We start from the raw sequence: 11,932 nt of genomic DNA on the forward strand, positions 1-11,932 counted from the left end.
CCTTAGCGTTGTGATTGCGATGCAAAGCGATTAACAAAAATAAGCGGGATAAGCCCGACAAGCACAATGGCAATAGCGGCGATGGAGGCATGTTCTAATTGCTCATCACTTACATATTGATAAACGTACGTGGCCAATGTTTCAAAACCAAATGGGCGCAGTAACAAAGCCGCGGGCAGCTCTTTCATTGCTTCAATAAAAACCAATAACGAACTGGTTAACATCACTTTAAATAATAACGGTAAATGAATACGTTTAACCGTAAATAAAAATGAACGGCCCATCGTTAAGCTCGCATTATCTAAATTAGGTGATATTGATGCATAGCCTTCTCTGATTGCACCAACGGTTATTGCACTAAATCGAACAATATAAGCGAAAATAATCGCGGTGAGTGTACCACTTAAAAATAAACCGGGTTGCCAAGCAAACCAATTATCTAAATATTCATTAGCGACGAGTTCGATTTGCGTTAAAGGTATCAACACGGCAATAGCCAATACAGTGCCGGGTAAGGCGTAACCTAAACTCATCGCATGCCCCGGTAATGCACTAAAAGGGGTTTCGTGTTGTTGACGGTTTGCGATATTACAAAGCAAAGCGACCAACAAACACCCTACGGCTACACTTGAGGCCATCAATAAACTTTGCCAAGCAAATTTTATAAAATCGTCATTCCATGCAACATCGAAGTAATCAATACCATACTGAATTAATATACCAAAAGGTAAGACAAACCCCATAAAAAAGATAAATGACATACCGGCGACCACCAGCAAAGCGGTTAACCCTGTCAACGGGTATGGCTCTCCTTGAGTGAATGAATCACTGCGGGAATAATTTTTAATACGTTTACGTTGATATTTTTCTAGGGCTAGAAATATAAAAACAAACGCGAGCATCATCACCGACAATTTAGCCGCCGCTGACAAGCTGTAATAACCTAACCAAGTATCATAAATTGCAGTCGTTAATGTATTAACAGCAAAATAATGCACCGTCGCAAAATCGGCCATCGTTTCCATGGCGACCAATGACAAAGCGGCCACAATAACACCACGAGTTTGAGGTAAACTGATACGAAAAAAACTACGCCAAGCACTATCGCCCATAATTCGGCTTGCTTGTACTTGTACCGCACATTGATTAATAAAAGCTGAGCGAAGTAATAAATAGACATAAGGATACAAAACCAAGCTTAATATAATGGTTGCCCCCCCTAAAGTGCGAATATCAAAAAACCAATAGTCCGCGACTGATTGCCAATTAAACCATGCACGAAGCGTTATCTGCACACTGCCTGCATAGTCAAATAAATCAGTAAAAACATAAGCCACAACATAAGCAGGCATCGCTAAAGGTAAAATAAGCGCCCAACTAAAAAAACGCTTGCCCGGGAAACTGCACATCGCCATCACCCAAGCTAAGGGTAAGCCAATGAGTAACGATAAACTACAAACCCCAAACACTAATAGCAGCGTATTAATTACATAATCACTTAAAACGGTATCGATTAAATGACTAAATATATCATCGTCAGGTTGAAAAGAAGCGATGGTTAAAAAAACAACAGGCAGAATTAAAACGAAGGCAACTAGCCCACTTAGCAACATCACAGGTGAGATTCGAAACGAAGAAAAAGAGATTAGATTTGAAACTTTTGAAATATACGACAAAGCGCGATCCGCTATCTATTTGATTGTAGCAAAGGAGACCTACAAATTAATCTACCCATTCTACTTAAAAGCAGTGTCGAGAGTCAAAATCATTCGTATTTAAAGCCTTTAATCGTATAAATTTAAGCCAATTATTTCATGAAAACTCACATTAAGCACTTAACGTATTCAAAATAGCTAAAGCTTGTTGAGCATCCGCCTGGGGTACAAAGACATGATCATGATGAAATGCCGCCATCACATTTGCACTTATGCCGTGAGCAGCCAGCGCTCCGGCGACAGCGGCGGTTAAACCAACCGCCGCTAAACTGGAATAAACAGACAAGGTTATTTTACAAAAAACACCGTCATACACCAAATTTTCAAGGTTAGCGGTCTCTTGCGTAATAACAAGTGTTAAGCCTTCTTTTTCATGAAAAGTCGCAATGGGCTTTAATGAAAGCACATCGTTTAGATCGCTTGCGATACAACAAAAAACATAGGCTTGCGGATCCAGCACAGGTTGCATTGACCTTAGCAACACCGCCAAATCTTTAATCGCTTTTTTAATAGCCACGCGTTTCTTGTCTTTTAGCTTGTTTATTACGTAGCTCGGTACCAATTTGTTTCATCAATTTTTTAGCAAAATTGTCCCAAGCACCACTTTGTCGGTTAACGGAATGATTATCCATTGTCATTCTAATTTTAACCAATGAATTCATATGCTGAGCAAAATAGATTAAAGAGTAACGATCTTGACCTTTAGCCAAAAAAGTAAGCTCTGTTTTTAACAGCATATCATCACGACTTCCCCAGCCTGCTTGATCTAACACCTTTACATTTTTGTAAACACCCTTTTTTTCAAAGTGCAAAATTTCTTGAATAGCATGAGCTGAATTACCCACCACAATATCTTTATTTGAAAACGGCATTTGATTTTCAGGTAATGGGTAAATGTATACATCCGCCAATACTTTGTAAGGCACTTCATAATGAATTGAATAACCGAGTTCAGGTTGATCATAGACACGATAATTACGTTTAATTAAGTTTTCAACAACATGAGGTAACACTTTATAGATAGCAGGGGTGGGACTCGTTAGATTTGATGCGTTTTGATCAGAGGTAGACGAACAACTCACAAGCCCGACAACGATAAAAGACCATAGAATAAGTTTGCTCAAATGTTTCATAAGGTGAATTAATCCATTAATAAATTATGCTGCACAGTAAAACATAAAAACGCCTTAATTCAAACCCGAAAGCCAGGGCCTGTATATCTTTGCGGTAAAAGCTCAAGAATACTCCAAAAGTTAACAATCAAGGCGCGATGATAGTGGTTTAGTTGCGCTAAATAAATGACGAGAAACGCAGAGTGAGGGCTTTTGGGCCTTTTCCCAAAGGGCTGTGGCCTTTAATTATCTTGCATTAAAGGTGAAGGACAGTGTGTTTCTATATAATTACGATCAACATAATTATAGGTGCGTATATAAAGTTCGTAAGGAAAGATATCGTGCCAAAAATAAGCCACCGTTTTATCTGGACAAACCGTCAACAAAATATAGTTTTTATGCTGTTTTTCAGACAATTCAATTCTATCTGGCACTTGAATATAGGCGGCTATACCTTGATCAGTCGGTCGAGCACCTCGGTATCGCCATTCACCAGAAACAAAATACGGCGCTAATAATTTATCTACTTTTATAAGGGTCGTACGCGGGGCATATTCATCAACTGAGTCTGTGCACCCTATCAACGACAACATAATCAACAACATGATCATGCTTAACTCAACTTTATACGCTGCTGTACCTTTTTCTACCTTGAAGACAAACATTGCTTACCTAAGCCTTTTTAATCATATCTTTATGTTAGAATTAACTTAACCATTCTTTTAATCATAGTTTTATGCACGTCATATATCAAAATTCAGACTTCATTGTTGTCAATAAACCCGAAAATTGTGACTTTCATGATGACTCACAAACCCAAACTATCGGTTTTTTTAATCAGGTGAAAGAACATTTAGCCGTTGATGAATTATATCCCGTGCATCGACTCGATAAAGTGACATCAGGCTTAATCATCATGGCCAAAAATTTAACGACAGAGCTTCAATTTAATCACGCTTTTACCAATAAAAAAATAGACAAATTTTATGTCGCATTAGCCACTAACAAACCTAAAAAGAAGCAAGGAAAAATAACAGGTGATATGAGTAAATCGCGTAATAAAACGTGGATGCTGAATCGCACCTTCGTTTCGCCCGCCACCACGTTATTTAAATCATTCGCGTTAGGTTCAGCCAATAGGCTTTATTTATTAAAACCCTTAACCGGTAAAACACACCAACTCAGAGTTGCGATGAAATCGAATATGGCGGCAATATTAGGTGATGAACTATATAAAGGCGTTAAAAGCGACCGCACCTATCTTCATGCCTATGCTGTTCGTTTTGCCATCAATGAACAAGACTATGCGTTTATTTGTCCGCCAACAACAGGCGAATTCTTTAATCATGACGCGGTAAAAACTCAATTTAATAATCCAGAATTCACTTCACCTTGGGATCTCGACTGGTAACTTAGGCGCTAATAAATGTTCACCTTCGTTTATTAAAATGGCCTTTTTTTAAAAAATGTAGAGTGTTATCAATAACCTTAAGATTGTTCATAATGAAAGTATGACTTGCTTTAACCACCAAGAAATCTTTCATTCCTTCCAATTTGGCACTTTCAACCGATACCTTGCCATCATTTGGACCATTAAAAAAATGCACAAAAATGGGATTCAATGACAATTCCCCCGTGATCACGCCAACCTCGAAATTAACCGGCCCTAAACAATTAGGTTTACTATTGGGATTGGTGCTCAACTCTTGGCCTGCTGGGCCATTAAAAAATTCAAATAAAGACCAACTCGACAACGTGTCGACAATTTCACTACCATGGTTAGGTGGAGACAACATCACTGCCCGACCCACATCAATTTCAGGGTAGATATACATTAAATTACGGACTAATATTCCGCCCATTGAATGACAAACAAAATCAAAAGCATAACCTTCTTTAATATAAGGTAATAAGGCAGGATACAAATGGTTATGCGTTAAATCATCTATGCAAAAATCAGTCGACGGATAACCAATATTTTTAACTTGGAGGCCCGCTTGTTTTAATGCTAATTCCATGGGTAGCAGCGAAATGGCACTTCTTGCTAAGCCATGCAATAAAATTGTGATTTTTTTTGTCATTTCTTTCAGATTTTTAGATTCTAAATTAGTTTAATGTTGTACATAAAATTCCAAAAATTCCAACATTAAGTTAAATTATTTAGTTATAATCGCCTTTAAATACGCTAGGTTAATTTTCAGTAAGTGGTTAAATTTAAACTGTTTGCAGCTTCAACCTAAATAATTTTCTATACACAGCTTGATTCTTCATACTCAAGCCTCATCTTTGTATTTATACATTTTTATCGGAGAAGACTATGAGCGAAGTTAAACATGCTCGATTACTCATTTTAGGTTCTGGCCCTGCCGGATATACAGCCGCTATTTATGCCGCTAGAGCAAATTTAAACCCCGTTTTAGTCACAGGGTTACAACAAGGTGGCCAATTAACAACAACCACTGAAGTTGAAAACTGGCCAGGTGATGCACATGACATGACCGGCCCTGCTTTAATGGAAAGAATGAAAGAGCATGCTGAAAAATTTGAAACTGAAATTCTTTTCGATCATATTGAATCAGTCGATTTTTCGCAAAAGCCATACCGCTTAAAAGGTGATAAAGAATACACCTGTGATTCTTTAATTATTTGCACGGGTGCTTCAGCTAAATATTTAGGTTTACCATCTGAAGAAGCCTTTGCGGGTAAAGGGGTTTCGGCCTGTGCAACTTGTGATGGTTTCTTTTACCGCAATAAAAAAGTTGTTGTTGTTGGCGGTGGTAACACGGCCGTTGAAGAAGCGTTATATTTATCTAACATTTGTTCTGAAGTTCATGTTGTTCATCGTCGTGATACTTTCCGCGCTGAAAAAATCTTGATTAAGCGTTTAATGGATAAAGCTGAAAACGGTAACATTACTTTGCACTTAGACCAAACGCTTGATGAAGTGTTAGGTGATGACATGGGTGTTACAGGTATAAGAATGCGTCATACTTCAACTGATGAAACATCAGAATTAGAAGCGATGGGTGTGTTTATTGCGATTGGTCATAAACCAAACACGGATTTATTTACCGATCAATTAACCATGAAAGACGGTTATATTGTTGTAAAATCAGGTTTAGAAGGTAATGCAACCGCGACTAGCGTTGAAGGTGTATTCGCTGCAGGTGATGTAATGGATCATACTTACCGTCAAGCAATTACCTCTGCGGGTACAGGCTGCATGGCGGCACTTGATGCAGAAAAATACCTAGATTCGTTATAGAAATACCATTTGCATAACCGAATTTAACCAGACTATACTGCTATATGTGTATTCATTAAACATATAGCAGTTTTTATGACGACCGCAGTCTATCAACTCGATAACGAGCATTTCGATTTCCCACCACCAGAACACGCTTTAATGCACCCAAATGGCTTATTAGCGATTGGCGGCGATTTATCACCCCAACGTTTAAAGAACGCTTACTTTGAAGGCATATTTCCTTGGTATAACCCTGGCGAACCCATTTTATGGTGGAGTCCAAACCCACGTGCTATCTTAAATTTTAATGATTTTCATATCAGCCGAAGCTTAAAAAAATCGCTGCGCCGAAGCCAATTTACTTACACGATTAATCAAGCGTTTAATCAAGTGATCACAAAATGTGCAGCAACCCGCTCATACAGTGAAGGCACCTGGATCACATCTGATATATTGAAAGGTTACAACCAGCTGCATCACAACCGCCAAGCACATTCAATTGAGGTATGGCAAAATGATGAGCTTGTAGGTGGATTATACGGCGTTAGTGTTGGCGCTGTGTTTTGTGGTGAATCAATGTTTCATACGGTTACAGATGCATCTAAAGCCGCGATGGTGGTGCTTGTTGATTTGTTAAGCCAATTTAATTACGCTTTTATTGATTGCCAATTACAAAATAGTCATCTCTCTTCATTGGGTATTTCAGAAATCGATCGAGAAACATTTTTAGCCGAGTTGTATATCAACAGAAAAACCACAATACCTAAAAATTGTTGGGATCCCCGACCCTATAAACTTTCACATCCAAAATAACTAACTCCTTAAGATAAGGTTAAACTAATGACGAATATGATCCCTATCAAGTTTGCAGTCAGTCATGAATTTGATTGTAGTTATTTAAGTGACCAAAAAGAAAAGCTGTTGATTGCAATGGATGACATCGTTTACTCTGACGTAAACTATGAACAGTTAATGACAGCCGGGTTTCGTCGCAGCGGTTCACAAGTGTATCGCCCTTATTGCAGCCAATGTAGTGCCTGTGAATCAATTAGGCTGCCGGTTACACAGTTCAATTTATCTAAAAGCCAAAAAAGAGTCTTAAAAAAGAATAAAAACTTAGCGTGTAAACTCCAACCCAACAATGACAATGTTGAATCTTATTTTCCCTTATATGAACAATATATCAATACCCGCCATTCTGATGGCACGATGTACCCGGCAGATAAAGAACAGTATTTAAATTTTGTGCAAGCACATTGGCTTACTACGGCCTATTTAGAAATTTACGATGAAGACCAACTAATTGCAGTTAGTGTGCTGGATGTATTGCCTCACTCTTTATCGGCTGTTTACACTTTTTTTGAACCCGATTATCAATCGAACTCTATTGGCACATTAGCTATTTTAAAAGCTGTTGAATTTGCCTTGGCACTTAAACTTGATTATGTCTATTTGGGTTATCAAATAGATGCCTGTCAAAAAATGAATTACAAAACAAACTTTAAGCCACATGAGCGTTGGATCCAAGGTGAATGGCAACACATTAGTTAATATTTAAAGGTAAAATGGTTAACCAATTCATTTGTTTACCTTAAATTATAGCGAAAAGTCCGACTCAACATCTTTTGTTCTCTGTCATGTTATCTGTCATTAAGGTTTATATGTCGGTAAAAACACCTTTTTTGTACCCGCCCTCTTTACTTAAGCAACGATATCAGGCATTATTTCGCGCGATTTTCCACGCTTTACTTATTATTTATTCGAGGTTTATTGCTGAATGGCAAAAGAAGACTGCATTGAGATGCAAGGTACTGTTTTAGATACATTACCAAATACCATGTTTCGTGTTGAATTAGAAAATGGGCATGTTGTGACAGCTCATATCTCTGGAAAAATGCGTAAAAACTACATCAGAATTTTAACGGGTGATAAAGTTACGGTTGAAATGACACCGTATGATTTATCAAAAGGCCGCATTATTTTCCGCCAACGTTAATCATAATTTAACGGATAATAGTGGATCCGATAGCTTTGCTATCGGATATGCCTTTTGGCTTAAATTAGCAAATAATTTAATAAACGTATTAACCCCTACCTATTCTTATTTTAATAAACTACCTACTGTCCCATATACCACGCATAAATTCATGCATAAAATAGATACGTTACACCTATCGCAGCTAATATACCGGCTAAATCGGCGATTAAACCACAAGTTAGCGCATGACGTACGTATTTAATCCCAACACTACCAAAATAAACGGCAAGTACATAAAATGTGGTTTCTGTTGACCCTTGCAAAATAGCGGCTAAACGACCAGCAAAAGAATCAGCACCATAATTTTGCATTGTCTCTACCATCATGGCTCTTGCGCCAGAACCCGATAACGGCTTTAAAAAAGCCACCGGTAAAGCATCAACAAAACGCGTATCACCATTTAGACTCGCTACTACCATCGTAATTAAATGTAACAAGCCATCGAGTAATCCAGATGATCGCAATAAGCCAATCGCAACTAACATGGCTAATAAATAAGGAATAATACTCAACGCGATAGTACAACCTTCTTTTGCGCCTTCTACAAACTCATCATACACATTCAATTTTTTGATATGTCCAACAAAAAGCACAATGACAATAAATAACAAAATGAGAAAATTCGCGCTCACACTCGAAAAATAATTTAACTGTTCAACACTCAGTGTAATTAACAAAGTCACCATTGCGACACAAAAACCAATGATTAAACTCAAGATGATTAACGATTTAATTCTCAGTAAATTGATTTTTTGTACAAAACAGACCGCCATAAATCCAGCTAAAGTAGAAGCCATCGTCGCCAATAAAATGGGCAAAAAAACATCAGTTGGTTGCAAAGCGCCCTGTTGCGCACGATACATGAATACGGTAATTGGGAACAATGTAATCGAAGACGTATTTAGCACTAAAAACATAATTTGTGCATTGCTTGCCGTATCGGGTATTGGATTTAACGATTGCAATGAGCGCATGGCTTTTAAACCTAATGGCGTGGCTGCATTATCCAACCCCATAACATTAGCCGCCATATTCATTGTTATATGACCCAATGCCGGATGATTACGGGGGACTTCGGGCATGATTTTAGTAAAAACAGGCGTGAGCAAGCGAGATAACTGTGAAACAAGCCCATTCTTTTCTGCTATACGGCTGACACCGAGCCAAAAAGCCATTAGACCAATCAAGCCTATCGATAACTCAACGGTTACTTTAGCCATTGAAAAAACCGATTGCATCATTTGCTCAAAAATAAGCCCATCACCAAGATAGACCGCATTAAAACAGGCGAATCCAAAAGCTGATAAGATAAATGCAAGCCAGATTTTATTGAGCATAACGCGATTAAACCTTAAATGGGATGCCCCCTATTACTATTTATTGCCCCAAATATTCATTACCGCTCTTTTATCACCAAGCAAACCAATAATTAAACAAACGAAGGCTAAACAATAAAAAACAACACAAGGGATCAAATAGCCATAATCATCACTTTTAGATGAACTTAACAATACCGCAGTCGCTAAACCACTGAACATAATGCCAATAATAATAAGTATTTTCCGGTTAAGTGATTTATAGATTTCAGGCTCTGGCCCTTTTTCAAAAATATTTAAAATAGGTGAACATAACTTTCTTAAAACTTGTTTCATATAAACATAAGCCTTTAAAATTTTAATAACAGACACAGGTTAAATTTGGTGAATAATGCGGTTAAAACAAACAGCACTGCAATATTTAGGTGTGGATTATAAAGTCTGCTGTTTTTCATTAACAACGTTATCTTAAATTAATAACCCCATAACTTCGTAAAATTATTTATTTTTCTGATAAATTAAAAATTAATGGCCGCATTTTATGTATAAATACAGTGAATGTTCAATTTATAAACTAAATCACTTGCTAATACGAATTAGTCTCATTTATAATAACCACAGTTATCGAGAATCATTATTATTTAGGTTATTTATTATGTACGTTTGTTTATGTCATGGCATTACTGATAAGCAAATCCGTAAAGCGGTTCAAGGCGGTTGCGGCAGCATGTGCGATTTACGCTGCAAAACATCTGTGGGTAATCAATGCGGTAAATGTAATAAAACGGCAAAAAAAATATTTCAACAAGCCATTGAGCAAGACACAAGCGTAATCGCAACATTCAAATAAACCATCTCTATCCCTATTTTATAAAACGCATTGATTTCACTTATGCTTAAGTTTTATTCAATACGCTTTTTACCCCATTCATTTTCATCTAAAATCCATCTCTTTTTAACTTAATCACGCTAGGTAATAGCTTTTGCATGATCCTGGCTGCTGTATCTAAGCTGGCAACAAAGAGTTGAATGTGTTTAGCACGAACCCAAAAGATCACGCCTGTTCGTCATTTCAGTTGCGTTAGCCCAAGAAATAGCTGAATTAGAAATGCGGTATTTATCGACCCGCCAAATTTATCATGAGTGGTCTCAAACGGCACCTTCAGATGCAATGCAAGCAATTGCACAGTTATCCGCAAAACAATCTAAAATTTAGATAAAAAAAATCCGATTATGACATCGGATTTTATATTTCAAACAAAAAAACAATAAGCAATTAAGCTTGTTCTTCTCCTGCTGGCTTATTCTTTGCAGCACTTTCTTTTATAACCGTTTGTAATTCACCTTGTTGGAACATTTCTAAAATAATGTCACAACCACCGATTAACTCACCATCAACCCACAATTGTGGAAAAGTAGGCCAGTTAGCATATTTTGGTAATTCAGCACGGATTTCAGGGTTAAGCAAAATATCAACATAGGCAAAAGGTTCGCCACAGTTCATAAGTGCTTGAGAAGCTTGAGATGAAAAACCACAGCTTGGTAATTTAGGGCTGCCTTTCATATAAAGAAGAATGTTGTTTTCAGCAATTTGCTGCTTGATATTTTCTAAAGTATCCATAAATGCCTCTATTAACTAATAGTCGTTACAATTAACACTATTGTAAGCGATTCTAAGCAAGGCGGCTATAGCTGCTTATAACTGCATCATCTGATACATACAAAAACAACTTAACTAATTAGTGTCTCTAACTATTGAATTTCATGACTTTATGCCCAAAATAGGTTTTAGAAGTTTTGAAATACAATCCCATACTTTTATTGTGTATTCATGATTTTATTTTCAGCTAAAATACGCTGAACACTACTAGCCAACGGAGAATCATAATGGCCTTTGAATTACCAGCATTACCATACGCATTAGACGCATTAGAGCCTACTATTTCAAAAGAGACTTTAGAGTTTCACTATGGTAAGCATCACCAAACTTACGTAACTAAACTAAACGGTTTAGTTGAAGGTACTGAAAATGCAAGCAAATCTTTAGAAGAGATCATTAAATCGTCTGAAGGTGGTTTATTTAACAATGCTGCACAAATTTGGAACCACACATTCTACTGGAACTGTTTAAGCCCTAACGGCGGTGGCGAACCTACTGGCGCCGTTGCTGATGCAATTAACGCAGCATTCGGTTCTTTTTCTGAGTTTCAAGCTCAACTAAACGACAAAGCAGTTAATAACTTCGGTTCAAGCTGGACTTGGTTAGTTAAAAACGCAGATGGTTCATTAGCAATCGTAAACACTTCAAATGCCGGCACGCCGATCACTGAAGAAGGCGTAACGCCATTATTAACGGTTGATTTATGGGAACACGCATATTACATCGATTTCCGTAACGCACGTCCAGCTTACTTAACTGCATTCTGGAAATTAGTAAACTGGGATTTTGTTGCGGCTAACTTAGCTAAGTAATTACATTTTTATTGGCAAAATAAGTTTAATTA

At 37.4% G+C, this 11,932-nt stretch carries 15 protein-coding genes; 7 read left to right on the forward strand and 8 right to left on the reverse strand.

All coding sequences use genetic code 11. The features are described 5' to 3' along the window. Nucleotides 1–2: 2 nt before the first annotated feature. The 4 genes from DPX34_RS05370 to DPX34_RS05385 form a co-directional block, all read right to left on the reverse strand. The gene (locus DPX34_RS05370) at nt 3–1,613 is read right to left on the reverse strand and encodes an ABC transporter permease (protein ID WP_111977379.1); all 1,611 of its coding nucleotides are present in this window, start codon (nt 1,611–1,613) and stop codon (nt 3–5) included. A 214-nt stretch (nt 1,614–1,827) separates the two neighbouring features. Next, on the reverse strand, nt 1,828–2,232 hold the full coding sequence (locus DPX34_RS05375) for an ACT domain-containing protein (RefSeq protein ID WP_269815511.1): 405 nt from the start codon (nt 2,230–2,232) through the stop codon (nt 1,828–1,830). Then, nucleotides 2,222–2,848, reverse strand: a complete 627-nt coding sequence (locus tag DPX34_RS05380) for a hypothetical protein (RefSeq protein WP_111977380.1) — start codon at nt 2,846–2,848, stop codon at nt 2,222–2,224. Before DPX34_RS05380 ends, DPX34_RS05375 begins: the two co-directional genes overlap by 11 nt. A gap of 221 nt (nt 2,849–3,069) precedes the next feature. Continuing rightward, on the reverse strand, nt 3,070–3,492 hold the full coding sequence (locus DPX34_RS05385) for a hypothetical protein (RefSeq protein WP_111977381.1): 423 nt from the start codon (nt 3,490–3,492) through the stop codon (nt 3,070–3,072). 71 nt (nt 3,493–3,563) lie between these two features. Between DPX34_RS05385 and DPX34_RS05390 the strand changes: the two genes are divergently transcribed. Beyond that, nucleotides 3,564–4,238 carry a TIGR01621 family pseudouridine synthase gene (locus DPX34_RS05390; RefSeq protein WP_111977382.1) on the forward strand — a complete coding sequence of 225 codons (675 nt, stop codon included), beginning with the start codon at nt 3,564–3,566 and terminating at the stop codon, nt 4,236–4,238. 19 nt (nt 4,239–4,257) lie between these two features. Here DPX34_RS05390 and DPX34_RS05395 read toward each other — a convergent pair whose 3' ends face one another. Then, complete coding sequence (locus DPX34_RS05395) at nt 4,258–4,908, reverse strand: esterase/lipase family protein (protein WP_111977383.1); 651 nt, start codon at nt 4,906–4,908, stop codon at nt 4,258–4,260. Between the two features lie 236 nt (nt 4,909–5,144). On the opposite strand from DPX34_RS05395, the gene trxB reads away from it, so the two are divergent. The 4 genes from trxB (at nt 5,145) to infA (ending at nt 8,070) form a co-directional block, all read left to right on the forward strand. Continuing rightward, nucleotides 5,145–6,092, forward strand: a complete 948-nt coding sequence (trxB, locus tag DPX34_RS05400; protein ID WP_111977384.1) for a thioredoxin-disulfide reductase — start codon at nt 5,145–5,147, stop codon at nt 6,090–6,092. Between the two features lie 75 nt (nt 6,093–6,167). Continuing rightward, nucleotides 6,168–6,887: a leucyl/phenylalanyl-tRNA--protein transferase gene (gene aat / locus DPX34_RS05405; RefSeq protein ID WP_111977385.1), complete on the forward strand. Its 720-nt coding sequence runs from the start codon at nt 6,168–6,170 to the stop codon at nt 6,885–6,887. 27 nt (nt 6,888–6,914) lie between these two features. After that, nucleotides 6,915–7,625 carry an arginyltransferase gene (locus tag DPX34_RS05410; protein ID WP_111977386.1) on the forward strand — a complete coding sequence of 237 codons (711 nt, stop codon included), beginning with the start codon at nt 6,915–6,917 and terminating at the stop codon, nt 7,623–7,625. A 226-nt stretch (nt 7,626–7,851) separates the two neighbouring features. Further along, nucleotides 7,852–8,070: a translation initiation factor IF-1 gene (gene infA / locus DPX34_RS05415; protein WP_111977387.1), complete on the forward strand. Its 219-nt coding sequence runs from the start codon at nt 7,852–7,854 to the stop codon at nt 8,068–8,070. Nucleotides 8,071–8,219: 149 nt separating this feature from the next. Here infA and DPX34_RS05420 read toward each other — a convergent pair whose 3' ends face one another. Together DPX34_RS05420 and DPX34_RS05425 are read right to left on the reverse strand one after the other, a co-directional pair. Next, complete coding sequence (locus DPX34_RS05420) at nt 8,220–9,449, reverse strand: nucleoside recognition domain-containing protein (RefSeq protein ID WP_111977388.1); 1,230 nt, start codon at nt 9,447–9,449, stop codon at nt 8,220–8,222. A 36-nt stretch (nt 9,450–9,485) separates the two neighbouring features. After that, nucleotides 9,486–9,764 (reverse strand): hypothetical protein, encoded by a 279-nt coding sequence (locus DPX34_RS05425; protein ID WP_111977389.1) that lies wholly within the window; start codon nt 9,762–9,764, stop codon nt 9,486–9,488. A gap of 319 nt (nt 9,765–10,083) precedes the next feature. Between DPX34_RS05425 and DPX34_RS05430 the strand changes: the two genes are divergently transcribed. Beyond that, entirely contained in the window at nt 10,084–10,278 is a 195-nt protein-coding gene (locus DPX34_RS05430; protein ID WP_111977390.1) for a (2Fe-2S)-binding protein, read from the forward strand. 426 nt (nt 10,279–10,704) lie between these two features. Here the strand turns inward: DPX34_RS05430 and DPX34_RS05435 are convergent, their stop codons facing one another. Beyond that, on the reverse strand, nt 10,705–11,049 hold the full coding sequence (locus DPX34_RS05435; protein ID WP_111977391.1) for a Grx4 family monothiol glutaredoxin: 345 nt from the start codon (nt 11,047–11,049) through the stop codon (nt 10,705–10,707). Between the two features lie 266 nt (nt 11,050–11,315). Between DPX34_RS05435 and sodB the strand changes: the two genes are divergently transcribed. Continuing rightward, nucleotides 11,316–11,900 carry a superoxide dismutase [Fe] gene (sodB, locus tag DPX34_RS05440; protein ID WP_111977392.1) on the forward strand — a complete coding sequence of 195 codons (585 nt, stop codon included), beginning with the start codon at nt 11,316–11,318 and terminating at the stop codon, nt 11,898–11,900. The last annotated feature ends 32 nt before the right edge of the window (nt 11,901–11,932 follow it).

The sequence above is a fragment of the Algibacillus agarilyticus genome (assembly GCF_003286125.1).
GTDB lineage: Bacteria > Pseudomonadota > Gammaproteobacteria > Enterobacterales > Alteromonadaceae > Algibacillus > Algibacillus agarilyticus.

Bases quoted from the DNA above. Each gene is read 5' to 3' on its own strand.
- DPX34_RS05410 (WP_111977386.1), top strand. From the start codon at position 6,915: ATGACGAATATGATCCCTATCAAGTTTGCAGTCAGTCATGAATTTGAT.
- DPX34_RS05380 (WP_111977380.1), bottom strand. From the start codon at position 2,848: ATGAAACATTTGAGCAAACTTATTCTATGGTCTTTTATCGTTGTCGGG.
- infA (WP_111977387.1), top strand. From the start codon at position 7,852: ATGGCAAAAGAAGACTGCATTGAGATGCAAGGTACTGTTTTAGATACA.
- sodB (WP_111977392.1), top strand. From the start codon at position 11,316: ATGGCCTTTGAATTACCAGCATTACCATACGCATTAGACGCATTAGAG.
- trxB (WP_111977384.1), top strand. From the start codon at position 5,145: ATGAGCGAAGTTAAACATGCTCGATTACTCATTTTAGGTTCTGGCCCT.
- DPX34_RS05430 (WP_111977390.1), top strand. From the start codon at position 10,084: ATGTACGTTTGTTTATGTCATGGCATTACTGATAAGCAAATCCGTAAA.
- DPX34_RS05435 (WP_111977391.1), bottom strand. From the start codon at position 11,049: ATGGATACTTTAGAAAATATCAAGCAGCAAATTGCTGAAAACAACATT.
- DPX34_RS05395 (WP_111977383.1), bottom strand. From the start codon at position 4,908: ATGACAAAAAAAATCACAATTTTATTGCATGGCTTAGCAAGAAGTGCC.
- DPX34_RS05420 (WP_111977388.1), bottom strand. From the start codon at position 9,449: ATGCTCAATAAAATCTGGCTTGCATTTATCTTATCAGCTTTTGGATTC.
- aat (WP_111977385.1), top strand. From the start codon at position 6,168: ATGACGACCGCAGTCTATCAACTCGATAACGAGCATTTCGATTTCCCA.
- DPX34_RS05385 (WP_111977381.1), bottom strand. From the start codon at position 3,492: ATGTTTGTCTTCAAGGTAGAAAAAGGTACAGCAGCGTATAAAGTTGAG.
- DPX34_RS05390 (WP_111977382.1), top strand. From the start codon at position 3,564: ATGCACGTCATATATCAAAATTCAGACTTCATTGTTGTCAATAAACCC.
- DPX34_RS05425 (WP_111977389.1), bottom strand. From the start codon at position 9,764: ATGAAACAAGTTTTAAGAAAGTTATGTTCACCTATTTTAAATATTTTT.
- DPX34_RS05370 (WP_111977379.1), bottom strand. From the start codon at position 1,613: ATGTTGCTAAGTGGGCTAGTTGCCTTCGTTTTAATTCTGCCTGTTGTT.